We start from the raw sequence: 25,843 nt of genomic DNA, 5'->3' as shown, positions 1-25,843 counted from the left end.
ACACGGCCGCCCCGACCAGCAGGGCGACCGGGACGACGGCGAAGATCGCGAGGGCGACGGCGGTGCCGGTGTCCATGGTGCTGAACATAGGGGTCTCCTTCAGGGTTTGCGGTAGCTGAGCAGGTCACCCGGCTGGCACTGGAGGACTTCGCAGATGCGGGTGAGGGTGGTGAAGCGGATCGCCTTGGCGCGGCCGTTCTTGAGAACGGAGAGGTTGACGTTGGTGACGCCGACGCGCTGGGCGAGTTCGGTGACGGTCATGCCGCGGTCGCTGAGGATCCTGTCGAGGTGCACCTCGATGTGATGGTCCTCGTCTTCACCGGCTGTCATCAGACGACTCCTTCGAGTTCTTCGCGCATGGTCACGCCCGCCTTGGTGATCCGGGCGAAGGTCAGCAGGCCGAGGGCGGTCAGGGTGGCCAGGTAGGGGAAGCTCCACAGGCTGAGCCAGGAGTCGGCCGTGAACTCCACCTCCTTGGCCAGATCCGCCAGCAAGGCCGTCCGTGCCGTGGTTTCGGCGATGGCGACGAGCAGGCTTCCGGCGAGCAGCCACCAGCCGAGCACGCGGAGCCGGGACGCGGTCTGCGTGGTGTAGATGCCGTCCTTGGCCGCTCCGGTGAGGAGGCGGTGGAGGAGGAAGAGGCTGCTGATCAGGAGCAACGTCGTGGGCAGTTCGCCGAGTTGGTTGAGCAGGCGCAGCGCGGTGTCCGCGTTCTCGGCGCAGTAACGGGGGATCGAGTCGACCAGAGCTCCACTCGCGGGAGCGCCGAAGGAGGCGTCGCCAGCCGAGATGTGGGTCGACTCGTCGGTGACGCAGACGACCCCGCCGCCCCAACTGCCGCGGGCCACCGAGAGGACGAGGCCCACCGTCGCGAGGGCCGTCAGGAGGCGCAGCGCTATGGACACGACCGTGGCCATCGGTTCGAGCATCTTGCGGTCTTCGGTCACGTCGGTCATGGCTCCCCCGCTTGCTTATCGTTTATCGATGTTATCGAGAAACGATAAGGGTGAGGGGTGCGTGAGGCAAGCCCCTGTCTGACGTGACGCGGAGGTTTCCGGGCCGGACGGGCGTGCCAAGGTCCTGTAAACCCAAGGGGAGAGCGGTTTCCCTGTGCCGTACGGGCGTGCGAGACTGCGTCGGTTGCGGAAGTGAACGGGGTGGCCCGGTGGGGAGCGGACGGCGATGAGCAAGCGGCAAGTGCAGAAGATGCTGCGGTTGATGGCGAGCGGGGAGCCGGTCGAGCTCACCAGTGCCATGGCCTCCGTGAAGAAACTCGGCCGGCTCGCCTTCATCGCCCAGCAGTTCGGGTACGAGTACGCCGACGTACGGCAGAGCTCCGGCCGCAACGGCGCGCTCATCATGCTGCTCGTCCCGGACCCCAGCCCGCAGGCCCGTACCCGGGCCGCCCAGAACTGGGCCCAGTACCCGAACGCGAGTGACGGGGTCTCCGTGCCGCCGCTGGTGCCGGACGCCGTCGAGCTGCTCAAGGCCCGCATCAACTTCGACCTCACCGGCAAGAACGCCGAGAAGCGCATGGGGTACGGCGCTCTCGGTGTCTCCATCGGATGCGTGATCCTCGCGTACCGGCTCGGCGGGACCTCCGCCGACTTCGTCGCGGCGGCCGTCATCTGGGTGCTGCTCATGGCCGTCTTCGGGATCGGCCTCCTCGTCACTCGCAAGCGCAACGCCAAGTTCGCGGCCCGGCTGCACGCCGCCGGGTTCATGCCCGTCAGCGACGAGAGCGGTCGGGTGCGGTACCTGCCGCCGGGGGCGCAGTTCCCCGGCCAGCAGGGCAACCCCTTCGCCGCCGGCCAGTACGCCGGCGGTCCCTACGGCAACGCCCCGGCCGCACCGCCCACCCCCGGCTACGGCCACCAGCCGCAGGCGTATCCGCAGCCCCAGCCACAGCCCTACGGCGCCCAGCCCGCAGCCGCCCCCTACCCGCCCCAGCAGCCGTACCCGCAGCAGCCGTACCCGCAGCAGCCCCCGGCCCCCGGCCCGTACGCCGCCCAGCCGCCGTACCCCCAGCAGCAGCCGTACCCGCCGCAGCAGCCCTACCCCCAGCAGAACCCGAACTGGCAGTCTCCTCAGCGCTGACCGGTCCGGTGGGAGCTGTTCGTAACGTAAGGCGACGGAACCTCTCATCCCGACTTCGCTCGGGGTGAGAGCAAAGTTCCTTTCCGGTCACCGGGTGCCACAGTCAGGAAACGCGCCCTCCCTACCTTCGGGACATCACCGCTCAGCACGAACGCACCAGCGAGCCCCGGAGCCCCGTGGAGGCGCAATGACAGCCCCTAGCACCGTCCCCGCACCCCCGACCAGGGGCAGCCGCTGGATCCAGCAGTGGGATCCTGAGGACGAGACCTTCTGGAACGAGAGCGGCGAGAAGATCGCCCGCCGCAACCTTCTCTTCTCCGTCCTCTCCGAGCACATCGGCTTCTCGATCTGGACCATGTGGTCCGTGCTCGTCCTCTTCATGGGCCCGGAGTACGGCCTCACCCCGGCGGACAAGTTCCTGCTGACCTCGATGGTCACGCTGGTCGGCGCCGTCGTCCGGGTCCCGTACACCTTCGCCGTCGCCATCTTCGGCGGCCGGAACTGGACGATCGTCTCCGCCGCCCTCCTCCTCGTCCCGACCGTCGCCGCGTTCACGGTGATGGAGCCCGGGACCTCGTTCAACACCTTCCTCCTGGTCGGCCTGCTGGCCGGTATCGGCGGCGGCAACTTCGCCTCCTCCATGACCAACATCAACGCCTTCTTCCCGCTCCGGAAGAAGGGCTGGGCCCTCGGGCTCAACGCCGGCGGCGGCAACATCGGTGTGCCGGTCATCCAGCTGATCGCGCTCGCCGTCATCGGCGCCAGCGGCGGCCCGCGGGTGCTGCTGGGCATCTACATCCCGCTGATCGTGATCGCCGCCGTCCTCGCCGCCCTGTTCATGGACAACCTCGCCTCCGTGAAGAACGACACCGGTGCCGCCAAGGACGCCGTGCGGGACGCCCACACCTGGATCATGTCCTTCCTCTACATCGGCACCTTCGGCTCCTTCATCGGCTACGCCTTCGCCTTCGGCCAGGTCCTCCAGGTCCAGTTCGGCCGTACGCCGCTGGAGGCCGCGTACGTCACCTTCATCGGCCCGCTGCTCGGCTCCCTGATCCGCCCGCTGGGCGGCTGGCTCGCCGACAAGTACGGCGGCGCCCGGATCAGCCTCTACAACTACGTCGCCATGGGCGCGGCGACCGCGGTCCTGATCTTCGCCAGCATGGAGAAGTCGCTGCCGCTGTTCGTCACCGCGTTCGTGATCCTCTTCGTCCTGACCGGGCTGGGCAACGGGTCGACGTTCAAGATGATCCCCGGCATCTTCCAGGCCAAGGCCCTCGCCCAGGGTCTCCAGGGTGAGGAGGCCGCCGCCTACGGCCGTCGCCTCTCCGGTGCCTCCATGGGACTCATCGGCGCGGTGGGCGCGCTCGGCGGTGTCGGCATCAACCTGGCCTTCCGCCAGTCCTTCCTCTCCAACGGCTCCGGCACCGGCGCCTTCATCGTCTTCCTCGCCTTCTACGCCGCGTGCTTCGCGGTCACCTGGGCCGTATACCTTCGCCGCTCGGCCTCCCGGATTCAGGCCTCCTCGGCCACGTCTGAGGCAAAGTCGCAGCTCAGCTACGCCGAGGTGTGACGTAACACTGGCGACATCAAGCCGAACCGAGCCTGTCACGCACCGTTGACAGGCTCGCTCGGCATGCAGGTGCCATCACACCCCGTGTAGGTGCAAACGACTCGAGTGCGGGACGAGAGTTATATGTACGACGAACAGCAGCGACCAGAACAACACGGCCCCCTGGCCGGTTTCACGGTAGGCGTGACAGCAGCACGCCGGGCCGACGAGCTGGGCGCACTGCTGCAGCGACGGGGAGCCGCCGTCCTGCATGCACCTGCCCTGCGGATCGTGCAGCTCGCCGACGACAGCGAACTCCTCGCCGCGACCAAGCAGGTCATCGACGAAGTACCGGATGTCGTGATCGCCACGACCGCCATCGGCTTCCGGGGCTGGATCGAGGCCGCCGACGGGTGGGGTCTGGGCGAGGACCTGCTGGAGCGGCTGCGCGGGATCGAACTGCTCGCCCGCGGACCGAAGGTCAAAGGCGCGGTACGGGCCGCCGGGCTGACGGAGAACTGGTCGCCGGAGTCCGAGTCGATGGCCGAGGTGCTCGACCGGCTGCTGGAGGAGGGTGTCGAGGGCCGCCGTATCGCCATCCAGCTGCACGGGGAACCGCTGCCCGGGTTCGTGGAGGCGCTGCGGGAGGGGGGAGCGGAGGTGCTCGGGATCCCTGTCTACCGGTGGATGCCGCCGGAGGACATCGGCCCCGTGGACCGGCTTCTCGACGCGACGGTGTCCCGTGGCCTGGACGCGCTGACCTTCACGAGCGCGCCCGCCGCGGCGTCCTTGCTGAACCGGGCGGAGGAGCGGGGCCTCCTGCCGGAGCTGCTGGCCGCCCTGAACCACGACGTCCTGCCGGCTTGCGTGGGCCCGGTCACCGCGCTGCCCCTCCAGGCCCGCGGTGTCGACACGGTCTCGCCCGACCGTTTCCGCCTCGGCCCTCTCGTCCAGCTTCTCTGCCAGGAACTTCCCGCCAGGGCCCGTTCCCTGCCGATCGCCGGTCACCGCGTCGAGATCCGTGGCCACGCGGTCCTCGTCGACGGCGTCCTGCGCCCGGTGCCGCCGGCCGGCATGTCGCTGCTGCGCGCGCTGTCCCGTCGGCCGGGTTGGGTGGTGGCTCGGGCGGAGCTGCTGCGGGCGTTGCCGGGTGCCGGCCGTGACGAGCACGCGGTGGAGACGGCGATGGCGCGACTGCGTACCGCTCTGGGGGCGCCGAAGCTGATCCAGACGGTGGTGAAACGCGGCTACCGGCTGGCCCTGGACCCGGCGGCAGACGCGAAGTACTCGGACGCGTAGGCCCCAGACCTTTCCTCGCCCCCGCCGCCCCTACCCGTCCCATCCCTGGGGGCTGCGCCCCCAGACCCCCGCTTCGGCCCTGAACGGGCCTCGTCCTCAAACGCCGGACGGGCTGGGTTTCTCAGCCTCTCCGGCGTTTGAGGAGCGGGGGTCCAGGGGGCAGCGCCCCCTGGGGATGGGAACGGGTAGGGGCGGCGGGGGCGAGGTCACTCCCGCGTCAGCCGGCCGTACCGCACCAGCCCCCGTGCCAGGCACCCCACCGCCACTGTCGACAGCACCGCCCGGACCCCGTTCCACGCCACCCACGCGTCCTCGAAGTCCTCCCGTGCCGCGGCGGAGTCCGTCGCGCGGTCGAGGGCGTCGTTGAGGGGGATGTTGAAGACGACCGTGACCAGGAAAGCGAGGCCGTAGGCGACCAGTCCCGCCCACACCCACCGGCGGTACCCCGCACCCCGCGCCTGCCACGCCGCCACCCCCGTGAGCACCGGCGCCCCGAGGAAGCTCAGCATGAACACCGGGTTCTGGATCACGTCGTTGATGTTCCGCATCACCTCGACGTAGACCTCGTCGTCGCTGCGCGCCAGCCCCGGCATCACCGCGCAGGCGAAGACGTAGAACGCCCCGGCGATCAGCCCCATCGCGACCGTGGCCGCCCCCAGTACGGTCCCCGCACTCTGCTTCGTCGTCATGCCCTCCAGTCAACGGCCGCCACACCCGCCGGAACATGGTCCAAAGACGCGTCCCCATACGCACACGTCCACACCTCACCGCTACGAGGGGTTCCGACGGCGTGAGCGGGAAGGCACTGTGTGAGGGAACCTTTTCTCCCGGCCCCTTCTCACCGGCCCCTCACACGCAGGGCACCCCTAGGCGGTGACAGGCACATGGCACTGGGTACGGCCACGGCCCCGTACGAGCTGCGGTTCGACGCGGGGCGGATCTGCCTCGATCTCCTCGCGACCACCCACCCCGTCGAACGGCTCGACTCGACCGAGGCACTGTTCGCCTGGATCACCGGAGCCGGACTCGTACCACCGGGCACCCCGTTGGCGCACGCCGATGCGTCCTGGCTCGTCGGGTTTCGCGAACTTCGTGGGCAGACAAGCCAGTTGGTACGCGCACGACTCGTCCCCGAGCCCCGGCCGACGTACGACCTCGCGCTCGCCCGCGTCAACGACCTGGCCCGCACCGCGCCCCCGGCACCGCGTGCCGTGCGCGGCGATGACGGCACGCTCGTCAGGAAGTTGGCGAGCCCTCCCGAACTCGCCGCGCTGCTGGGGGCGATCGCCCGGGACGCCGTGGAACTGCTCACCGACCCCGTCGCGAGGGCGTGTCTGCGGCAGTGCGCCGGCGACAACTGCCCGATCGTCTATCTCGATACGTCCCGGGGGCGCAGGAGGCGCTGGTGCTCCAGTGAGGTGTGCGGGAACCGGGAAAGGGTGGCCCGGCACCGGCGTCGGGCGGCACTCTCGCGCGCCTGAGGGGGCGTTATGTCCCTTCTGTGGGGCGGCTGTCGAAGTGATTTCGATTACATGCCGTTTACTCGCGACGGCTCACGGGCAGTCACGGCCCTCGCGTCAATGTGGTGGAAATGTAAAGATCGAGGGGTGGGTATGTGCGCCCATGTCCCCCTAGTCTCGGCATCCTGAAGAAAACTGTCATGTCACTTTGAACACTCAACGGACCGCGTCCGTACCCCGTGTTGAGCGACCGGCTGGGGGAACCCCCGGACATCGGAGGTGGGCGTGCGCAAGGATTCCGTCGTGGCCAATGAACGTGGATCGAGGGCCCGACATCGCATGTCCCAGCCCTCGGAACCTGATGAGGAGCTCATGCGTGCTCTGTACAGAGAGCACGCAGGACCCCTGCTCGCCTATGTGCTGCGGCTGGTCGCCGGAGACCGCCAAAGAGCAGAGGACGTTGTGCAGGAGACGCTGATCCGTGCCTGGAAGAACGCCGGTCAGCTCAATCGAGCGACCGGATCTGTACGCCCCTGGCTGGTGACGGTTGCCCGGCGCATCGTCATCGACGGCCACCGAAGCCGGCAGGCCCGGCCGCAGGAGGTCGATCCGTCGCCGCTGGAGGTCATCCCCGCGGAGGACGAGATCGACAAGGCGCTGTGGTTGATGACGCTGTCGGACGCGCTCGACGACCTGACCCCCGCTCACCGGGAGGTGCTCGTCGAGACGTACTTCAAGGGGCGTACCGTCAATGAGGCGGCCGAGACGCTCGGGATACCCAGCGGAACCGTCCGTTCCAGGGTCTTCTACGCCCTGCGGTCGATGAAGCTGGCACTGGAGGAGCGGGGGGTGACGGCGTGATGAGTGTTTACGGGGGAAACCAGGGATTCGGTAGTGGTGGTTCGGGTATGTCTGGCTCCATGCAGGGTTCTCCGGTGCCGAACGAGCACGAGACCGTAGGCGCCTACGCCCTCGGGATTCTCGACGACGCCGAGGCAACCGCTTTCGAGATGCACCTCGCGACCTGCGAGTGGTGCGCCCAGCAGCTCGACGAGCTCGCCGGGATGGAACCGATGCTGGCCGCGCTCGCGGACCTGCCCGGCTCCGGCACCCCCGCGATCGGCGAGTCCCTCTCCGCCAAGCCCAGTCCGCGGCTGGTGAACAAGCTCGTCGACGAGGTCGCCGAACGCCGCGCCCAGAAGCGCAGGCGCGCCTTCTACATGGTGGCCGCGGCGGCCGCCCTGATCGTCGGCGGTCCCCTGGTCGCCGTAGGGGCGACCGGCGACGACTCCGGCGGAAACGTCTCGGCGCACGGGGCGGGCAGCAGCCCCGCCAAGGAAGCCTTCGACACCATCGACGACAAGCTGACGGCGACCGACCCCAACACGGACGTCAGTGCGACCGTCGCCGTGGAGGAGAAGGCCTGGGGCACCCACGCGGTCCTCCAGCTGAAGAACGTCAAGGGCCCGGAGAAGTGCTCCCTCATCGCCGTCGGCAAGAACGGCGAGCGCGAGACGGTCACCTCCTGGTCCGTCCCGACCTGGGGTTATGGCATCGCCAACGCCAAGACCGAACAGGCCAAGGAGCCGCTCTACGTCCACGGCGGCGCCGCCTTCGACCTGAACGACATCGATCACTTCGAGGTCATGACCTTCGGCGGCAAGCGACTCGTCGAAGTCGATGCGTAACTGACGTAGCTGCATCGGGTCCCCTTCGCGTACGGTTGACGGCTGCCCAGCACGTCAGAAGGGGGCCCGGTGGCCGCTCAGGCTCAACAAACCGCGGTCGACCCGGTTCACGACTCGGTTCGGGATCGGGAGATCAGCGTCGAACAGGAACACCTCGACCGGGTGTACCGGCGCCTCGAGGAGAAGATCCACGAGGCGGAGTTCCTGATGAACGACGCGGCCAAGCGTGGTCAGGTCGGCACACCCGGCGCGCTCGCCGAGCGGGACGCGCAGGTCTTCCGGGCGGGGGTGCACCTCAACCGGCTCAACAACGAGTTCGAGGACTTCCTCTTCGGCCGGATCGACCTGCTCCTCGGCAAGGACGGCAAGAAGGGGCCCGACGGCGCCTACACCGCCGTAGAACCCGCCGAAGGCGCCGTGCGGGACGACAACACCGCCGACATCGCCGAGACCCTGCACATCGGCCGGATCGGAGTCCTGGACTCCGAGTACGCGCCGCTGGTCATCGACTGGCGGGCCCCCGCCGCGGCGCCCTTCTACCGCTCCACCCCCGTCGACCCCGGCCGGGTGGTGCGCCGGCGGGTCATCCGCTCCAAGGGCCGCCGTGTCCTCGGCGTCGAGGACGACCTCATGCGCCCCGAGCTCAAGGCCTTCCTCGACGGCCACGAGCTGCCCGTCATCGGCGACGGCGCCCTGATGGCCGCCCTCGGCCAGGCCCGCAGCCACACCATGCGGGACATCGTCGCCTCCATCCAGGCCGAGCAGGACCTGGTCATCCGGGCCCCCGCGGCCTCGGTCACCTACGTCGAGGGCGGCCCCGGGACGGGCAAGACGGCCGTGGCCCTGCACCGCGCCGCCTATCTGCTCTACCAGGACCGGCGCCGCTACTCCGGCGGCATCCTCATCGTCTCGCCGACCCCGCTCCTGGTGGCGTACACCGAGGGCGTGCTCCCCTCCCTGGGCGAGGAGGGCCAGGTCGCCATCCGGGCGATCGGCTCACTCGTCGACGGCGTGGAGGCCACGCTCTACGACTCTCCCTCCACAGCCCGCGCCAAGGGCTCGTACCGGATGCTCAAGGTGCTGCGGAAAGCGGCACGAGGCGCGCTGGAGGGAACCTCCGGGCCCACCGGCGCCGCGTCCGGGCAGCGCGGCCGCGGTGGCGCCTCCCGGCGCGGTCGCGGCGAGACCAACGGTCAGCTTCCGTTCGGCGACGACGACTCCACCGGCCAGCTCTCCTTCGGCGACGACGACTCCACCGGCCAGGCCCCCGAGGGCACGCCCACCCGGCTGCGCGTGGTCGCCTTCGGGCGCCGCCTGGAGCTGGAGGCGCCGGAGCTGGAACGTATCCGCCACAACGCGCTCAGCGGCACGGCCCCCGTGAACCTGCTGCGCCCCCGCGCCCGCAAGCTCCTCCTGGACGCCCTGTGGTCCCGCTCCGGCGCCGCCGGCCGGCACACCGACCCGGAGCTCGCCGCCGAGCTGCGCTCCTCCTTCGACGAGGACGTCAGCACCGAGGACAGCTTCATCGACTTCCTGAACGCCTGGTGGCCGGAGCTCACCCCGAAGACCGTCCTCGCCGCCATGGCCGACGAGCGCCGCCTGGGCCGCTGGGCCCGCCGGATCCTCAACCCCGGCGAGGTCCGCAAGGTCGCCCGTTCGCTGCGGCGGGACGGGTACTCCGTGCACGACATCGCCATGCTCGACGAGCTCCAGGCGATCCTCGGCACCCCGGCCCGCCCCAGGAAGCGGCGTGACCTGGACCCGCTGGACCAGCTGACCGGCCTGGAGGAGCTGATGCCGGTCCGCGAGGAGACCCAGCGCGAACGCGCCGAGCGGCTCGCCGAGGAGCGCACCGAGTACGCGCACGTCATCGTCGACGAGGCCCAGGACCTCACGCCGATGCAGTGGCGCATGGTCGGCCGCCGCGGCCGGCACGCCACCTGGACGGTCGTCGGCGACCCGGCCCAGTCCTCCTGGTCCGACCCCGACGAGGCGGCGGAGGCGCGCGACGAGGCCCTGGGCACGCGGCCGCGCCGGCGCTTCCAGCTCACCGTGAACTACCGCAATCCCTCGGAGATCGCCGAACTCGCCTCCCGGGTGCTGGCCCTGGCGATGCCCGGCTCCGAGTCCCCGCGGGCCGTACGGTCCACCGGAGTCGAACCTCGCTTCGCGGTCGTACGGGAATCCCTCGCGAGCACCGTCCGCGAGGAGGCCGCCCGTCTGCTGGACCGGGTCGACGGCACGATCGGCGTGGTCGTCGCCATGCAGCGCCGCGAGGAGGCCGCCCGCTGGCTGGCCGGGCTCGGCGACCGGGTGGTGGCGCTGGGCAGTCTGGAGGCCAAGGGCCTGGAGTACGACGCGACGGTCGTCGTCTCCCCGGCCGAGATCGCCGACGAGTCCCCGGCCGGCCTGCGGGTGCTGTACGTGGCACTCACCCGGGCGACCCAGCAGCTGACGGTCGTGTCGGGGGAGCGTGACCAGCCCGACGCGACCGGGGTGCCCGACCTTCTCAGAGATTGATCGATATGAACTGTCGAGACGGGAATGGCCTTACGGGATCTGTTTGTTAGCCTGGGTGTGACACCGGCCCGATCCAAGCCCCCGGGCCCAACCTTCGTCCCTCAGAGGGACCACTTGCCGCGAGGCGAGCATGGCGGGTCGGTGTCACTGACTGCGAGAGAGGCCCACGTCCTTGGACGTGGGCCTCTCTCGTTGTGAACAAAACGTTCGCAATCCCAGGCGGCTAACGCCTACTCGACAGTAGGTGCGACGATCGGACGGCATACAGCGTCAAAGGTGAAAGCAGAGGAAGTCGGCCATGGCAACGGCGCCCAGCGTCTCCTACTCGATCACGGTCCGTCTGGAGGTGCCCGCGAGCGGAACCGCGGTGTCCCAGATCACCACGGCCGTGGAGTCCCACGGAGGCTCGGTGACCGGCCTCGACGTGACCGCTTCCGGCCACGAGAAGCTCCGCATCGACGTCACCATCGCGGCGACCTCCACGGCCCACGCCGAGGAGATCGTCGAGCAGCTGCGCGGCATCGAGGACGTCACGCTCGGCAAGGTCTCCGACCGTACGTTCCTCATGCACCTCGGCGGCAAGATCGAGATGCAGTCCAAGCACCCCATCCGCAACCGTGACGATCTCTCGATGATCTACACGCCGGGTGTGGCCCGCGTTTGCATGGCGATCGCCGAGAACCCCGAGGACGCCCGCCGGCTGACCATCAAGCGCAACACCGTTGCGGTCGTGACGGACGGCTCCGCCGTCCTCGGCCTCGGCAACATCGGCCCGATGGCCGCCATGCCGGTCATGGAGGGCAAGGCGGCCCTCTTCAAGCGCTTCGCCGACATCGACGCGTGGCCGCTGTGCCTGGACACCCAGGACACCGACGAGATCGTCGCGATCGTCAAGGCGATCGCCCCGGGCTTCGCCGGCATCAACCTTGAGGACATCTCCGCGCCCCGCTGCTTCGAGATCGAGGCGCGGCTCCGCGAGGCCCTCGACATCCCCGTCTTCCACGACGACCAGCACGGCACCGCGATCGTCGTCCTCGCCGCGCTGAAGAACGCACTTCGCGTCACCGGCAAGGCGATTGAGAACATTCGCGTCGTCATGTCCGGCGCGGGCGCGGCCGGTACGGCCATCCTCAAGCTGCTGATCGCCGCGGGCGTCAAGAACGCCGTCGTCGCCGACATCCACGGTGTCGTGCACGCGGGCCGCGAGGACCTCGTGTCCGCCGCCGCGGACTCGCCGCTGCGCTGGATCGCCGACAACACCAACCCCGAGGGCCTGACCGGCACGCTGAAGGAGGCCGTGCGCGGCGCGGACGTCTTCATCGGCGTCTCCGCCCCGAACGTCCTGGACGGCGACGACGTGGCCGCCATGGCCGAGGGCGCCATCGTGTTCGCGCTCGCGAACCCCGACCCCGAGGTGGACCCGGCGATCGCCCGTCAGACGGCGGCCGTCGTGGCCACCGGCCGCTCCGACTTCCCGAACCAGATCAACAACGTGCTGGTCTTCCCGGGTGTCTTCCGCGGTCTGCTGGACGCCCAGTCCCGCACGGTCAACACGGACATGATGCTGGCCGCCGCGACCGCCCTGTCGGACGTGGTGACCGAGGACGAGCTGAACCCGAACTACATCATCCCCAGCGTCTTCAACGACAAGGTCGCGGGCGCGGTCGCCGGAGCGGTGCGCGAGGCGGCGAAGGCGGCGGCGTCCTCGTAGGACGATGTGCCCGGGCTGTGAGGATCACCACGGCAAGGCCTTGCATCGGCGCGTCGTGGAACCCGGGGCTCCTGGCCGCCGTTTATCGTGACGGCCAGGCTCGGGGCCTCTCTTCGTGTGACACCCAAGGGTGTTCTCACGATTCCTACGGGTGCCGGATTGGCTTTCGCGCCGCAGGTGGGGGCAGGATGCGTCTCTGGGCGCGAGGGTCTGACGACGGACCCGGGTCCGGGGCCTTACCGAGAACCCTGGCAGCATCGGCATCGCTGTGCCGAATATGCGGCTCTGCCGCGTGGCACGCCCCAACGGCAAAAGAACACGGGAGTAACAACATGAACCGCAGTGAGCTGGTGGCCGCCCTGGCCGACCGCGCCGAGGTGACCCGCAAGGACGCCGACGCCGTGCTGGCCGCGTTCGCCGAGACCGTCGGCGAGATCGTCGCCAAGGGCGACGAGAAGGTCACCATCCCCGGCTTCCTGACCTTCGAGCGCACCCACCGTGCCGCTCGCACCGCGCGCAACCCGCAGACCGGCGACCCGATCCAGATCCCCGCCGGCTACAGCGTCAAGGTCTCCGCGGGCAGCAAGCTCAAGGAAGCCGCCAAGGGCAAGTAAGCCTGACGGTACGTCCGGGACGACGTACGAGGCGCAGTAACGCCAATGGGGCGGCCCCTTTTCCAGGGGCCGCCCCATCGTCGTACTCAAGGACCGGGCTATCCGAGCGCCTTGCCCGGCAGTTCGACCTTCGCGCCCAGCTCGACGAGCTTCTCCATGAAGTTCTCGTAGCCGCGGTTGATGAGGTCGATGCCGTGCACCCGGGAGGTCCCCTGGGCCGCCAGTGCGGCGATCAGGTAGGAGAAGCCGCCGCGGAGGTCGGGGATGACCAGGTCGGCGCCCTGGAGCTTCGTCGGGCCCGACACGACGGCCGAGTGGAGGAAGTTGCGCTGGCCGAAGCGGCAGTCGCTGCCGCCCAGGCACTCGCGGTACAGCTGGATGTGAGCACCCATCTGGTTGAGCGCGGAGGTGAACCCGAGGCGGGACTCGTAGACCGTCTCGTGGATGATCGACAGCCCCGTGGCCTGGGTGAGCGCCACGACCAGCGGCTGCTGCCAGTCCGTCTGGAAGCCCGGGTGCACGTCGGTTTCGAGCGCGATGGACTTCAACTGGCCGCCGGGGTGCCAGAAGCGGATGCCCTCGTCGTCGATCTCGAAGGCGCCGCCCACCTTCCGGTAGGTGTTCAGGAACGTCATCATCGAGCGCTGCTGGGCGCCGCGGACGTAGATGTTGCCTTCGGTCGCCAGCGCCGCGGAAGCCCACGAGGCGGCCTCCAGGCGGTCCGGGAGGGCGGCGTGGTTGTAGCCGCCGAGCTGGTCCACACCGGTGACACGGATCGTGCGGTCCGTGTCCATCGCGATGATGGCGCCCATCTTCTGCAGGACGCAGATGAGGTCCTCGATCTCCGGCTCCACCGCGGCGTTGGAGAGCTCGGTGACACCCTCGGCGAGGACCGCGGTGAGCAGCACCTGCTCGGTCGCGCCCACCGACGGGTACGGCAGCCGGATCTTGGTGCCGCGCAGCCGCCGCGGCGCCTCCAGGAACTGTCCGTCCGCCCGCTTCTCGATGGTCGCGCCGAACTGCCGCAGCACCTCGAAGTGGAAGTCGATGGGCCGGCCGCCGATGTCGCAGCCGCCGAGACCGGGGATGAAGGCGTGCCCGAGGCGGTGCAGCAGCGGGCCGCACAGCAGGATCGGGATACGGCTCGAACCCGCGTGGGCATCGATGTCAGCGACGTTCGCGCTCTCCACGTGCGTCGGGTCCATCACCAGTTCGCCCGGCTCCTCACCCGGACGGACCGTCACCCCGTGCAGTTGCAGCAGACCGCGTACGACGCGCACGTCACGGATGTCCGGAACGTTGCGCAGTCGACTCGGCCCGCTGCCCAGCAGGGCGGCGACCATGGCCTTCGGTACGAGGTTCTTCGCACCGCGAACACGGATCTCGCCCTCCAGCGGGGTGCCGCCGTGGACAAGCAGTACGTCGTCAGAGCCGTTGACGGTCATGTATCTCGCGTTCCGATTGGTGGGGCAGGTGGCCAGAAGGGAAAGGGTAATCGCCGCCTACCCCCCTTCCGTAAGCCCAAGTGCCGCCCAGTCACGTCATAGCTGTGTCACAACACGAACCGTTCGCCGTCGGGCACGTGGGGTCACGGTGGCAGCTGCGCGCGTGGGGGCGCACGGTTGCGCTCTGAGCTGCATTCACGGCCGTAGCGGCATTGCCTCCCCGCTCGCGGGGAAGATGCGGGATCATGTCTGGCATGACCGAGGTGTCCTCGCTCACAGGGCGGTTGCTCGTGGCAACGCCCGCCCTGGCGGACCCGAACTTCGACCGTGCGGTGGTGCTCCTTCTCGACCACGACGAGGAGGGCTCCCTCGGTGTCGTCCTCAACCGGCCCACCCCGGTGGACGTCGGCGACATCCTGGAGGGCTGGGCTGACCTCACCGGTGAGCCCGGCGTCGTCTTCCAGGGCGGCCCGGTCTCTCTCGACTCCGCGCTCGGCGTCGCCGTCATCCCGGGCGGCGCCTCCGGTGAGCGCGCCCCGCTGGGCTGGCGCCGGGTGCACGGCGCGATCGGTCTGGTCGACCTGGAGGCACCGCCGGAACTTCTCGCCTCGGCCCTGGGGTCGCTGCGGATCTTCGCCGGATACGCCGGCTGGGGGCCCGGCCAGCTGGAGGACGAGCTGGTCGAGGGCGCCTGGTACGTCGTCGAGTCCGAGCCCGGTGACGTCTCCTCCCCGTCCCCGGAAAGACTCTGGCGCGAGGTTCTGCGCCGCCAGCGCAACGAGCTCGCGATGGTGGCCACGTATCCGGACGACCCTTCGCTCAACTGACGGCTGTGAGCTTCAGTACCCTTGCGTTTATGAGCACTCTTGAGCCCGAGCGCGGGACTGGTACGGGGACCCTCGTAGAGCCGACGCCACAGGTGTCCCACGGCGACGGCGACCACGAGCGCTTCGCCCACTACGTCCAGAAGGACAAGATCATGGCGAGCGCCCTCGACGGGACCCCCGTCGTGGCGCTGTGCGGCAAGGTGTGGGTACCGGGCCGCGACCCGAAGAAGTACCCCGTGTGTCCCATGTGCAAGGAGATCTACGAGTCCATGGGTGCCGGCGGGGACGGCGACGGCAAGGGCGGCGGCGACAAGTAGGTCCGCTGCCGGGCCCGCCGCCCGACTGAGCTTCGTGAGGCCCCCGGGGCGCGTTCCGACGCGCCCCGGGGGCCTTTCGCATGTCACGAAGTGGTTGAGACCTCTTGTGGGCATGTTCATGTAGTCCCTAGCCTCCGTTGTGCAGAGCGAAACTGTAATTGCATATGTTGCAACGCATGCTCGGAGGCCCCACTCCATGAAGCGCTCCTCCCGATCCCCCCGCCTGGCCGTCCTGCTCACGGCCCTCGTCGTCACCGCCTGCGCCCCGCAGACCTCCACCAACTCCTCCTCCGACAAGGACGAGAAGACCGGCACCCTGCGCGTCTGGCTCTTCCAGGAGGTCGGCAACAAGCCCAAGGAGAAGGTCGTCGACTCGGTCGTCGCCGCCTTCCAGAAGACCCACAAGGACACCAAGGTCGACGTCGAGTACATCCCGATCGACACCCGCGCCCAGCGCGTCAAGGCCGCCTTCAACGACCCGAAGTCCGCGCCCGACGTCATGGAGTACGGCAACACCGACACCGCCGGTTATGTGAAGGACGGCGGACTCCTGGACGTCACGAAGGAGTTCGGCGCCTGGAACGAGGCCAAGGACACCGACCCCACGGCGAAGCAGTCGGTCACCGTGGACGGCAAGGTGTACGGGGCGCCCTTCTACGTCGGTGTGCGCGCCCTGTACTACCGCACGGACGTGTTCGAGGAACTCGGCCTCGACGTGCCGAAGTCGATGGCCGAGCTGGCTGCCACGGCCCGCGAGATCCGGGCCGCCAAGCCCGAGTTGTACGGCCTGGTCGTCGGCGGCGCCTACACGTACGGCGCGATGCCGTTCGTATGGGCCAACGGCGGCGAACTCGCCACCGGCGCCTCGGGCTCCTACACCTCCGCCATCGACAGCGCGGCCGCCCAGAAGGGCATCAAGGCGTACACGTCCCTGTTCTCGGACGACAACTGTCCCGCCGCCAAGTGCGCGGGCTTCGGCGGCAACGACACGATCACCGCGTTCGCGGCCGGCAAGGCGGGCATGGCGATCGGCGGCGACTTCAGTCACACGGCGGTCGAGGCGGGCAAGGTCAAGGGCAAGTACGCGGTCGTCCCGCTGCCGGGGGTCGCGGCCGGCTCGATCGCTCCCGCGTTCGCGGGCGGCAACAACATCGGCGTGCTGAAGAGCACGTCGCACCGGACGCTGGCCGTCGAGCTGATGGAGCGGCTGGCGTCGAAGAAGACGCAGGCCTCGATGTTCGACGCGATGGGCTTTCTGCCGACGTTCACCGATGTGCGGCGGGAGGTGGCGGCGGAGGCGCCGTATGTGAAGCCGTTCGCGGAGACGCTGGGGGCGGGGACGAAGTTCGTGCCGGCGTCGCCGGGGTGGTCGCAGATCGATTCGTCGTTGGTGTTGCCGACGATGTTGCAGGAGGTCATAAGCGGTAAGAAGGGTGTCGCTGCGGCCTCGAAGGATGCGGCCAAGAAGATGGACGAGGCGTTTGGCTCCGCCGGGTGAGCGTCACGCCTACGAGCTCGGGGGCTGCGGAGCGTTCGCGGGTGCGGGTGGTTCGTGGCCTGTCGCGCAGTTCCCCGCGCCCCTATCGGCGTCGGAGCTCGCGGCGTCAGAAGGCTCCCTGGCTCTATCTCGCGCCCGCTCTCATCGTTCTTGGCTCTCTGCTCGTCTATCCCATCTACCAGCTCGGGTTGATCTCCCTCTTCAAGTACACCCAGGCCCAGGTGAGTGGTGGTGAACCCACCACGTTCGAAGGGTTCGGGAACTATGCCGAGCTCTTCGGCGACTCGCAGTTCTGGCACGTACTGCTTGCCACCGTCGTCTTCGCCGCGGCCTGCGTCGTGTCCACGCTCGCTGTCGGGTGTGCGCTCGCCGTGTTGCTCACGCGGGTGCGGGCCGTGCCGCGGCTGGCGTTGATGCTGGCGGCGTTGGGGGCGTGGGCGACTCCCGCCGTCACCGGGTCGACGGTGTGGCTGTTCCTGTTCGACGCGGACTTCGGGCCGGTGAACCGGGTTCTGGGACTCGGTGACTACTCGTGGACGTACGGGCGCTTCAGTGCCTTCTTCCTCGTGCTGCTCGAAGTGGTGTGGTGCTCCTTCCCGTTCGTGATGGTCACGGTCTACGCCGGTATCCGCGCCGTCCCGGGCGAGGTGCTGGAGGCCGCGGCCCTCGACGGTGCCTCGCACTGGCGGATCTGGCGGTCCGTGCTGGCGCCGATGCTGCGGCCGATCCTGGTGGTCGTCACCATCCAGTCGGTCATCTGGGACTTCAAGGTCTTCACGCAGATCTACGTCATGACGAACGGCGGCGGCATCGCGGGACAGAACCTCGTCCTGAACGTCTACGCCTACCAGCAGGCGTTCGCCTCCTCGCAGTACGGGCTCGGCTCGGCGATCGGTGTCGTGATGCTGCTGATCCTGCTCGCCGTGACGCTGGGGTACCTGCGGCTGCTCCGCAGGCAGGGGGAGGAACTGTGAATCTTGTACGAGCCGGGGCGCGGCCTTTTGTGAGGCGTCCGTGGCGGTTGGCCGCCGAGGCATCCGCGTTGCTCATCGCGGTGGCCGTCGCCTTCCCCCTGTACTGGATGGTGCTGAGCGCCTTCAAACCGGCCGGGGAGATCGAGTCGACCGAGCCGCGGCCCTGGACGCTTTCGCCTTCCCTGGATTCCTTCCGGCGGGTGTTCGGCCAGCAGGATTTCGGTCGGTATTTCGTCAACAGCCTTGTCGTGGCTTGCACGGTGGTGATCGCCTCCGCACTGATCGCGTTTCTCGCGGCGACCGCCGTGACACGATTCCGGTTCCGCTTCCGGACCACGCTGCTGATCATGTTTCTGGTGGCGCAGATGGTGCCGGTGGAGGCACTCACCATCCCGCTCTTCTTCCTCATGCGGGACTTCGGCCAGCTGAACACGCTGGGGTCGCTGATCCTGCCGCACATCGCCTTCTCGCTGCCCTTCGCGATCTGGATGCTGCGGGGGTTCGTGAAAGCGGTGCCGGAGGCGCTGGAGGAGGCCGCGTACATCGACGGGGCGAGCCGGGCGCGATTCCTGTGGCAGATCCTTTTCCCGCTGGTGTTCCCCGGGTTGGTGGCCACGAGCGTGTTTTCCTTCATCTCGGCCTGGAACGACTTCCTGTTCGCCAAGTCGTTCATCATCAGCGACACCTCCCAGTCGACGCTGCCGATGGCCCTGCTGGTCTTCTACAAGCCGGACGAGCCGGACTGGGGTGGCGTGATGGCGGCCTCCACGGTGATGACGATTCCGGTGCTGGTGTTCTTCGTACTCGTACAGCGACGGCTGGTCTCAGGACTGGGCGGAGCGGTCAAGGACTGAAGGGTCTGATCATTCATGGATCTCATTCCGGCACCTCGCCAGGCGGAGCGGGCCACGGGCTGCTACGAACTCGGCGACGGCTTCGGGATCGAGGCCGGGCCGGGCACCGAGGGCACCGCGCGCTGGCTGCGCGCGACGCTCGGCGCGGCGACCGGGTTCGCGCTGCCGCCCAAGAAGGGGGACGAGCACGACGTCCTCCATCTGTCCGTCCGGCCAGGCCTCGACGCCGAGTCGTACCGCCTCGCCATCGCCCCCCACGGCCTCCACCTCCAGGGCGGCTCGCCCGCAGGTGTCTTCTGGGGTGCCCAGACGCTGCGTCAGCTCCTCGGCCCCGACGCCTTCCGGCGCGCACCCCTTTCCGGCCGGACATGGCGGCTGCCCCTGACGGAGATCCGGGACGCCCCCCGATTCCGCTGGCGCGGCCTCATGCTCGATGTCGCCCGGCACTTCATGCCCAAGGACGGTGTCCTGCGCTACCTCGATCTGATGGCCGCCCACAAACTCAACGTCCTCCACTTCCACTTGACGGACGACCAGGGCTGGCGGATCGAGATCGAGAGGTACCCCCGGCTGACCGAGATCGGCTCATGGCGGGCGCGTACCAAATTCGGCCACCGGGCCTCGCCGTTGTGGGAGGAGAAGCCGCACGGTGGCTACTACACGCAGGACGACATCCGCGAGATCGTGGCCTACGCCGCCGAGCGGCATATCACCGTCGTCCCCGAAATCGACGTACCCGGACACTCGCAGGCCGCCATCGCCGCGTACCCGGAACTCGGCAACACCGATGTCATCGACACGACCTCCCTCTCCGTCTGGGACACCTGGGGTATCTCTCCGAACGTACTCGCCCCCACTGACAACACCCTGCGCTTCTACGAGGGCGTCTTCGAGGAACTCCTGGAACTGTTCCCGGGTGAGTTCGTTCACGTCGGCGGCGACGAATGTCTCAAGGACCAGTGGCGGGCCTCACCCATCGCACAGGCCCGTATCAAGGAACTCGGGGCCGGCGACGAGGACGGGCTCCAGGCGTGGTTCATCGGCCACTTCGACAAGTGGCTCACCGCGCGCGGGCGCCGGCTCATCGGCTGGGACGAGATTCTGGAGGGCGGTCTCGCGGAGGGCGCGGCGGTGTCCTCGTGGCGCGGGTACGCGGGTGGCGTGACGGCCGCGCGCGCGGGTCACGACGTCGTCATGTGTCCTGAACAGCAGGTGTACTTGGACCACCGTCAGCACGAGGGCGCGGACGAGCCGGTCCCCATCGGCTACGTCCGCACGCTGGAGGACGTGTATCGCTTCGAACCCGTTCCACCCGAGCTGACCTCGGCGGAGGCGGCGCATGTGCTCGGCACCCAGGCCAACCTGTGGACCGAGGTGATGGAGGACCAGGCGCGCGTGGACTACCAGGCGTTTCCCAGGCTTTCGGCCTTCGCCGAGGTCGCCTGGAGCGATCTGCCCGCACCGGCCGAGCGCGACTACGCCGACTTCGAGCGGCGCATGGGCCGGCACTACGAGCGACTTGACGCCCTGGGCGTCTCCTACCGGCCGCCCGCCGGACCGCGGCCCTGGCAGCGGCGCCCGGGAGTGCTCGGCCGCCCGATCGAGGGACCGCCCCCGAACCGGTAGGTCTCCCGAACAGGTTATGGATAAAGCCCGCAAGCATCACCGAAGAGTGTCAATCCGTACGCACCGGTGATGCCGTGCGAAAACGGACCATCTCCCCGGCGACGTGGGCGAATGCCTCCTAGCGGACCCCTGTCTTCGCCCCCTGCGAAGATGTGCCAGAGTTGCCACGTCCGCCCTGTCAGCACGTACCGTACGGCAGCAACAGGTGGGACCAGGTGGGGCAGCGGGAAGGGGCAGCCGGTTTGACCACGCACGCACCGCAGGCGGCGCAGGCCGTCACGCTGCCCACGACGCTGGACGAGGCAGTGACGGCCCTCACCGCCATGCCCGCGGCCGTGCCCGTCGCGGGCGGCACCGACCTCATGGCCGCCGTCAACTCCGGCCAGCTCAGGCCCGCCGCCCTGGTGGGCCTCGGCCGTATCAGCGAGATCCGCGGCTGGCAGTACCAGGACGGGCACGCCCTGCTCGGCGCCGGACTCACGCACGCGCGGATGGGCCGGCCCGACTTCGCCGCCCTCATCCCCGCGCTCGCCGCCTCGGCACGCGCGGCGGGCCCGCCGCAGATCCGCAACGCGGGCACCCTGGGCGGCAACATCGCCACGGCATCCCCGACCGGTGACGCGCTCCCGGTCCTCGCCGCCCTCGAAGCGACCCTGATCATCGCGGGCCCGAACGGAGCCCGCCGGGAGATCCCGGTGTCGCATCTGCTGGCCGGCATGGAGATGCTGCGCGCCGGCGAACTCATCGGCTTCGTGCGCGTGCCGCTGCTGCACGCCCCGCAGGTCTTCCTCAAGGCCACCGGCCGCACCGGCCCCGGACGCGCGATGGCCTCCGTCGCGCTCGTCCTCGACCCCGCCCGGCGCGGAGTCAGGTGCGCCGTCGGAGCCATAGCGCCGATGCCGCTGCGGCCCCTGGACGCCGAGCAGTGGGTCGGCCGGCTGATCGACTGGGACAACAACCGCACGCTCGTCCCCGAGGCGCTGAACGCCTTCGGCGAGTACGTCGCCGCGGCCTGCATCCCCGACCCGACCCCGGAGCCGGACGGCTCCGTACAACCGCTTCCGCCCGGCGTACTGCATCTGCGGCGCACCGTCGCCGCGCTGGCCCGACGAGCACTGGGGAGGGCGCTGTCGTGACCGACGACCGGCACGGAGAGGGCACACCCCAGGGCGGCGGCCGCTGGGACCCGCTGCCCCAGGGTGACTACGACGACGGCGCGACCGCCTTCGTCAAGCTCCCCGAGGGCGGCATCGAGGCCCTGCTGGCCTCCGACAGTCCGCTCGCCGCGCCCGGCCACGGCTATGTGCCGCCGCAGATAACGGCGGCCCCCGGTGGCACCGACCCCGCGGCCACCGGCACCTGGGCGGTGCCCGCCGACGGCACCCAGTGGCCCGACCCCAACGCCGTGCCGCAGGGCGCCGGGGACGACCGGTTCACGTACAACCCGGGCGCGACCGGACAGTGGAACTTCCCGGAGCACACGGAGGCCGCGGAGAGCGCCCCCGCGCCGGGTCACGACGTGACCGGGCAGTGGTCGATCCCCGTCGCCGGTGGTGACCTTCCGGACGAATCGGGAGAGTTCACCACGTCGGCGCTGGTCGAGCAGTGGGGCGGCACCCCGCCGGCCACCCTGCCCGGCGGCGCGCCCGCCCCGTGGGCGACACCGACGGGACAGCCGTGGGGCTCCGAGCCGCCGGGCGGCGGACAGGAGCACGGCGGACCGGCCGGCGACCGGCACGAGGGCACGCCGGGCGACGGACACGCGCACGTGTCACCCGGCGACGGCCACCACGACTCCGCCGCGGACGCCCACGCGCACGTGCCGCCCGCCGCCCACACCGGCGGTCACGCGGTCGCCGACGCCCCGGACCACGCCGTATCGGATGCCCACGCGCGCGTGGAGACGAGCGACGCCGAGCCCTCCGCGGACACCCCCGCCCCCATCGCCTCACAGCCCGCCCAGGGCCCCGGTGAGACCGCGGTGGCGGCCGAAGGGCCCGAAGGCGCCCGAGAGGCCGCGGAGAGCCCTGAGGCGGCCGCCGAGCCGCACGCGGAGCACACCCCGGCCGACGGCGACGACGAGGCCGGGACGGAGACCGCGGAAGAGCACGCCGCCGACCCCGAAGCCACCGCCGAGACCCCCGACGAGCAGCCCCCCGCACCCTCCGGCGAGGAACACCCCCTCGCCTCCTACGTCCTGCGCGTCAACGGCGTCGAACGCCCCGTCGCCGACGCCTGGATCGGCGAGTCGCTGCTCTACGTGCTGCGCGAACGCCTCGGCCTCGCGGGCGCCAAGGACGGCTGCTCGCAGGGCGAGTGCGGGGCGTGCAACGTCCAGGTCGACGGACGGCTCGTCGCCTCCTGCCTGGTGCCCGCCGTCACCGCCGCCGGCAGCGAGGTCCGAACCGTCGAGGGCCTCGCCCAGGACGGGCAGCCCTCCGACGTGCAGCGCGCGCTCGCCAAGTGCGGCGCGGTGCAGTGCGGGTTCTGCGTGCCCGGCATGGCGATGACCGTGCACGACCTCCTGGAGGGCAACCCCGCGCCCTCCGAGCTGGAGACCCGCCAGGCGCTGTGCGGCAACCTGTGCCGCTGCTCCGGCTACCGGGGCGTCGTGGACGCCGTCCAGGCGGTCGTCGCGGAGCGCGAGGCGCACGCCGCGGCGGAATCTGAGTCGGACACGGACGAGGCACGTATCCCGCATCAGGCGGGCCCCGGAGCCGGCGGCGTCAACCCGTCGGCCTTCGAGCCGCGCCATGACCAGGCGTACGGACAGGACGGAGGTCAGGCGTGAGCAACGAAGCCGCCACCGCGACCACCCCCGCGGAGGCAGCCCCCGCCCCCGAGCCGATCCCGCACGGCATCGGCGTCTCCCTGCCGGCCGCCGACTCCCGCGCCAAGACCGAGGGCACCTTCCCGTACGCGGCCGACCTGTGGGCCGAGGGCCTGCTGTGGGCGGCCGTACTGCGCTCCCCGCACGCACACGCGCGCATCGTGTCCATCGACACGTCCCACGCACGCGAGATGCCCGGCGTACGCGCCGTCGTCACGCACGAGGACGTGCCCGGCAGCCCGGTCCACGGCCGCGGCAAGGCCGACCGCCCGGTCTTCGCCTCCGAGGTCGTACGCCACCACGGCGAGCCCATCGCGGCCGTCGCCGCCGACCACCCCGACACCGCGCGGATGGCCGCCGCGGCCGTCATCGTCGAGTACGAGGTGCTCGACCCGGTGACCGACCCCGAGCAGGCCTTCGAGGCCGAACCGCTGCACGCCGACGGCAACCTGATCCGGCACATCCCGCTGCACCACGGCGACCCGTCCGTGAGCGGCGAGATCATCGTCGAGGGCCAGTACCGCATCGGCCGCCAGGACCCCGCCCCCATCGGCGCCGAGGCCGGCCTCGCCGTGCCGCGCCCCGACGGCGGCGTCGAGCTGTACCTGGCCTCCACCGACCCGCACACCGACCGGGACACCGCCGCCGCCTGCTACGGCCTGGAACCCGAGCGCGTCAAGATCGTCGTCACCGGCGTCCCCGGCGCCACCGCCGACCGCGAGGACCAGGGCGTCCAGCTCCCGCTCGGCCTGCTGGCGCTCAAGACCGGCTGCCCGGTCAAACTCACCGCCACGCGCGAGGAGTCCTTCCTCGGCCACGCGCACCGGCATCCCACCCTGTTGCGTTACCGCCACCACGCCGACGCCGAGGGCAAGTTGGTGAAGGTCGAGGCGCAGATCCTGCTGGACGCGGGCGCCTACGCCGACACCTCCGCCGAGGCCCTCGCCGCCGCCGTGGGCTTCGCCTGCGGCCCCTACGTCGTCCCGAACGCCTTCATCGAGGGCTGGGCCGTCCGCACCAACAACCCGCCCTCCGGCCATGTACGCGGCGAGGGCGCCATGCAGGTCTGCGCCGCCTACGAGGCGCAGATGGACAAGCTGGCCAAGAAGCTCGGCATCGACCCGGCGGAACTGCGCCTGCGCAACGCGCTCGCCACCGGCGACGTCCTGCCGACCGGCCAGACGGTGACCTGCCCCGCGCCGGTGGCGGAGTTGTTGCAGGCCGTACGCGACTTCCCCCTCCCCGCGCTGCCCAAGGACACCCCCGAGGACGAGTGGCTGCTGCCCGGCGGTCCCGAGGGCGCGGGCGAGCCGGGCGCGATCCGGCGCGGCGTGGGCTACGGCCTCGGCATGGTGCACATGCTCGGCGCGGAGGGCGCCGACGAGGTCTCCACCGCCACCGTGAAGGTCCACGACGGTGTGGCCACGGTCCTGTGCGCGGCCGTCGAGACCGGCCAGGGCTTCACGACGCTGGCCCGCCAGATCGTCCAGGAGACCCTCGGCATCGACGAGGTGCACGTCGCGCCCGTGGACACCGACCAGCCCCCGGCGGGCCCCGGCTGCCGGGGCCGCCACACCTGGGTCTCGGGCGGCGCGGTGGAACGGGCCGCGAAGATGGTCCGCACCCAGCTCCTCCAGCCCCTGGCGCACAAGTTCGGGATGTCCACCGAGCTGCTCCAGATCACCGACGGCAAGATCACCTCGTACGACGGCGTCCTGTCGACCACCGTCACCGAGGCGATGGACGGCAAGGAGCTGTGGGCGACGGCACAGTGCCGCCCGCACCCCACGGAACCCCTGAACGAGTCCGGCCAGGGCGACGCCTTCGTCGGCATGGCCTTCTGCGCGATCCGCGCGGTGGTCGACGTCGACATCGAACTCGGCTCGGTCCGCGTCGTGGAACTCGCCGTCGCCCAGGACGTGGGACGGATCCTGAACCCGGCCCAGCTCGCCGCGCGCATCGAGGCCGGCGTCACCCAGGGCGTGGGCATAGCGCTGACGGAGAACCTGCGTACCGCGCGCGGGCTGATCCGCCACCCCGACCTCACGGGCTACGCGCTGCCGACGGCCCTGGACGCACCGGACATCAGGATCGTGAAGCTGGTCGAGGAGCGGGACGTGGTCGCCCCCTTCGGCGCGAAGGCGGTCAGCGCGGTACCGGTGGTGACGTCACCGGCGGCCATCGCCTCCGCCGTACGGGCCGCCACCGGCCGCCCCGTGAACCGGCTGCCGATCCGGCCGCAGGCCGCGGTGGTGACGGCACAGTGAGCGGGCAGGATCCGCAGCGGTACGAACCGCCGCCCAGCGTCGGGAAGTTGCTGGTGTGGATCCTGGTGTTCGCGCTCGCGGCGATCGTGGTCGTGCTGGGCGGCGTGTATCTGACGTGATGAGCGCGTATCCGACGTGATGCCCGGCGTCTGCCGCGTGCGGCGCACGTCCGTGGGGACCTCTTCCGGCGGATGCTCGTCTCCGGACGCCAGGACTACGACGGTGGCGTCGGCGGCGAGGGCGAGTCCCAGCGGGGCGGGGCAA

23 protein-coding genes are annotated in these 25,843 nt (G+C 70.2%); 19 read left to right on the top strand and 4 right to left on the bottom strand.

Annotated features, from left to right (window positions below):
- Positions 1-99 precede the first annotated feature (99 nt).
- Both ACFY0U_RS04945 and ACFY0U_RS04940 read right to left on the bottom strand, forming a co-directional pair.
- Positions 100-330, bottom strand: a complete 231-nt coding sequence (locus ACFY0U_RS04945; protein ID WP_388630204.1) for a helix-turn-helix domain-containing protein — start codon at positions 328-330, stop codon at positions 100-102.
- Entirely contained in the window at positions 330-956 is a 627-nt protein-coding gene (locus tag ACFY0U_RS04940) for a DUF2975 domain-containing protein (RefSeq protein WP_388630201.1), read from the bottom strand. The genes ACFY0U_RS04945 and ACFY0U_RS04940 overlap by 1 nt, the downstream gene beginning before the upstream one ends.
- Before the next feature lie 226 nt (positions 957-1,182).
- Here ACFY0U_RS04940 and ACFY0U_RS04935 point away from each other — a divergent pair, with 226 nt between their 5' ends.
- The 3 genes from ACFY0U_RS04935 (at position 1,183) to ACFY0U_RS04925 (ending at position 4,948) form a co-directional block, all read left to right on the top strand.
- Positions 1,183-2,097 carry a hypothetical protein gene (locus ACFY0U_RS04935; RefSeq protein WP_388630198.1) on the top strand — a complete coding sequence of 305 codons (915 nt, stop codon included), beginning with the start codon at positions 1,183-1,185 and terminating at the stop codon, positions 2,095-2,097.
- Positions 2,098-2,284: 187 nt separating this feature from the next.
- Positions 2,285-3,670 carry a nitrate/nitrite transporter gene (locus tag ACFY0U_RS04930; protein WP_388630195.1) on the top strand — a complete coding sequence of 462 codons (1,386 nt, stop codon included), beginning with the start codon at positions 2,285-2,287 and terminating at the stop codon, positions 3,668-3,670.
- Positions 3,671-3,793: 123 nt separating this feature from the next.
- Complete coding sequence (locus ACFY0U_RS04925) at positions 3,794-4,948, top strand: uroporphyrinogen-III synthase (protein ID WP_388630192.1); 1,155 nt, start codon at positions 3,794-3,796, stop codon at positions 4,946-4,948.
- A gap of 206 nt (positions 4,949-5,154) precedes the next feature.
- Here the strand turns inward: ACFY0U_RS04925 and ACFY0U_RS04920 are convergent, their stop codons facing one another.
- Positions 5,155-5,637: a DUF1772 domain-containing protein gene (locus tag ACFY0U_RS04920; RefSeq protein ID WP_388630189.1), complete on the bottom strand. Its 483-nt coding sequence runs from the start codon at positions 5,635-5,637 to the stop codon at positions 5,155-5,157.
- Positions 5,638-5,832: 195 nt separating this feature from the next.
- Between ACFY0U_RS04920 and ACFY0U_RS04915 the strand changes: the two genes are divergently transcribed.
- The 6 genes from ACFY0U_RS04915 (at position 5,833) to ACFY0U_RS04890 (ending at position 12,941) form a co-directional block, all read left to right on the top strand.
- The gene (locus tag ACFY0U_RS04915; RefSeq protein ID WP_388630187.1) at positions 5,833-6,429 is read left to right on the top strand and encodes a CGNR zinc finger domain-containing protein; all 597 of its coding nucleotides are present in this window, start codon (positions 5,833-5,835) and stop codon (positions 6,427-6,429) included.
- Positions 6,430-6,747: 318 nt separating this feature from the next.
- The gene (locus ACFY0U_RS04910; protein ID WP_010039908.1) at positions 6,748-7,269 is read left to right on the top strand and encodes a sigma-70 family RNA polymerase sigma factor; all 522 of its coding nucleotides are present in this window, start codon (positions 6,748-6,750) and stop codon (positions 7,267-7,269) included.
- Positions 7,269-8,096: a zf-HC2 domain-containing protein gene (locus ACFY0U_RS04905; protein WP_388630185.1), complete on the top strand. Its 828-nt coding sequence runs from the start codon at positions 7,269-7,271 to the stop codon at positions 8,094-8,096. Before ACFY0U_RS04910 ends, ACFY0U_RS04905 begins: the two co-directional genes overlap by 1 nt.
- A gap of 69 nt (positions 8,097-8,165) precedes the next feature.
- Complete coding sequence (locus ACFY0U_RS04900; RefSeq protein ID WP_388630182.1) at positions 8,166-10,616, top strand: HelD family protein; 2,451 nt, start codon at positions 8,166-8,168, stop codon at positions 10,614-10,616.
- A 298-nt stretch (positions 10,617-10,914) separates the two neighbouring features.
- Positions 10,915-12,327 (top strand): NAD-dependent malic enzyme, encoded by a 1,413-nt coding sequence (locus ACFY0U_RS04895; RefSeq protein WP_046258925.1) that lies wholly within the window; start codon positions 10,915-10,917, stop codon positions 12,325-12,327.
- Positions 12,328-12,659: 332 nt separating this feature from the next.
- The gene (locus ACFY0U_RS04890; RefSeq protein ID WP_007382399.1) at positions 12,660-12,941 is read left to right on the top strand and encodes an HU family DNA-binding protein; all 282 of its coding nucleotides are present in this window, start codon (positions 12,660-12,662) and stop codon (positions 12,939-12,941) included.
- Positions 12,942-13,039: 98 nt separating this feature from the next.
- Here ACFY0U_RS04890 and murA read toward each other — a convergent pair whose 3' ends face one another.
- Positions 13,040-14,386, bottom strand: a complete 1,347-nt coding sequence (gene murA / locus ACFY0U_RS04885) for a UDP-N-acetylglucosamine 1-carboxyvinyltransferase (protein WP_046258926.1) — start codon at positions 14,384-14,386, stop codon at positions 13,040-13,042.
- 254 nt (positions 14,387-14,640) lie between these two features.
- On the opposite strand from murA, the gene ACFY0U_RS04880 reads away from it, so the two are divergent.
- From ACFY0U_RS04880 to ACFY0U_RS04835, 10 genes are all read left to right on the top strand, one after another.
- Positions 14,641-15,213 carry a YqgE/AlgH family protein gene (locus ACFY0U_RS04880; protein WP_046258927.1) on the top strand — a complete coding sequence of 191 codons (573 nt, stop codon included), beginning with the start codon at positions 14,641-14,643 and terminating at the stop codon, positions 15,211-15,213.
- A 29-nt stretch (positions 15,214-15,242) separates the two neighbouring features.
- Positions 15,243-15,530 (top strand): DUF3039 domain-containing protein, encoded by a 288-nt coding sequence (locus ACFY0U_RS04875; protein ID WP_079309856.1) that lies wholly within the window; start codon positions 15,243-15,245, stop codon positions 15,528-15,530.
- 196 nt (positions 15,531-15,726) lie between these two features.
- Positions 15,727-17,028, top strand: coding sequence for an extracellular solute-binding protein (locus ACFY0U_RS04870; RefSeq protein ID WP_388630177.1), 1,302 nt, complete (start codon positions 15,727-15,729; stop codon positions 17,026-17,028).
- A 41-nt stretch (positions 17,029-17,069) separates the two neighbouring features.
- On the top strand, positions 17,070-18,002 hold the full coding sequence (locus ACFY0U_RS04865; RefSeq protein WP_388630174.1) for a carbohydrate ABC transporter permease: 933 nt from the start codon (positions 17,070-17,072) through the stop codon (positions 18,000-18,002).
- Entirely contained in the window at positions 17,999-18,856 is an 858-nt protein-coding gene (locus ACFY0U_RS04860; RefSeq protein WP_388630171.1) for a carbohydrate ABC transporter permease, read from the top strand. The genes ACFY0U_RS04865 and ACFY0U_RS04860 overlap by 4 nt, the downstream gene beginning before the upstream one ends.
- Positions 18,857-18,871: 15 nt before the next feature.
- Positions 18,872-20,482, top strand: coding sequence for a beta-N-acetylhexosaminidase (locus ACFY0U_RS04855; protein ID WP_388630168.1), 1,611 nt, complete (start codon positions 18,872-18,874; stop codon positions 20,480-20,482).
- A 242-nt stretch (positions 20,483-20,724) separates the two neighbouring features.
- Positions 20,725-21,618: an FAD binding domain-containing protein gene (locus ACFY0U_RS04850; RefSeq protein ID WP_388630165.1), complete on the top strand. Its 894-nt coding sequence runs from the start codon at positions 20,725-20,727 to the stop codon at positions 21,616-21,618.
- Positions 21,615-23,273: a 2Fe-2S iron-sulfur cluster-binding protein gene (locus ACFY0U_RS04845; protein WP_388630162.1), complete on the top strand. Its 1,659-nt coding sequence runs from the start codon at positions 21,615-21,617 to the stop codon at positions 23,271-23,273. Before ACFY0U_RS04850 ends, ACFY0U_RS04845 begins: the two co-directional genes overlap by 4 nt.
- Positions 23,270-25,579 carry a xanthine dehydrogenase family protein molybdopterin-binding subunit gene (locus ACFY0U_RS04840; RefSeq protein ID WP_388630159.1) on the top strand — a complete coding sequence of 770 codons (2,310 nt, stop codon included), beginning with the start codon at positions 23,270-23,272 and terminating at the stop codon, positions 25,577-25,579. Before ACFY0U_RS04845 ends, ACFY0U_RS04840 begins: the two co-directional genes overlap by 4 nt.
- Complete coding sequence (locus ACFY0U_RS04835; RefSeq protein ID WP_384161607.1) at positions 25,576-25,698, top strand: hypothetical protein; 123 nt, start codon at positions 25,576-25,578, stop codon at positions 25,696-25,698. Before ACFY0U_RS04840 ends, ACFY0U_RS04835 begins: the two co-directional genes overlap by 4 nt.
- Positions 25,699-25,843 lie beyond the last annotated feature (145 nt).

The sequence above is a fragment of the Streptomyces sp. NPDC001536 genome, assembly GCF_042894505.1.
Classification (GTDB): Bacteria; Actinomycetota; Actinomycetes; order Streptomycetales; family Streptomycetaceae; genus Streptomyces.
Note: the sequence above shows the minus strand (reverse complement) of the source record. Positions and strands in the feature narration are given on the sequence as shown.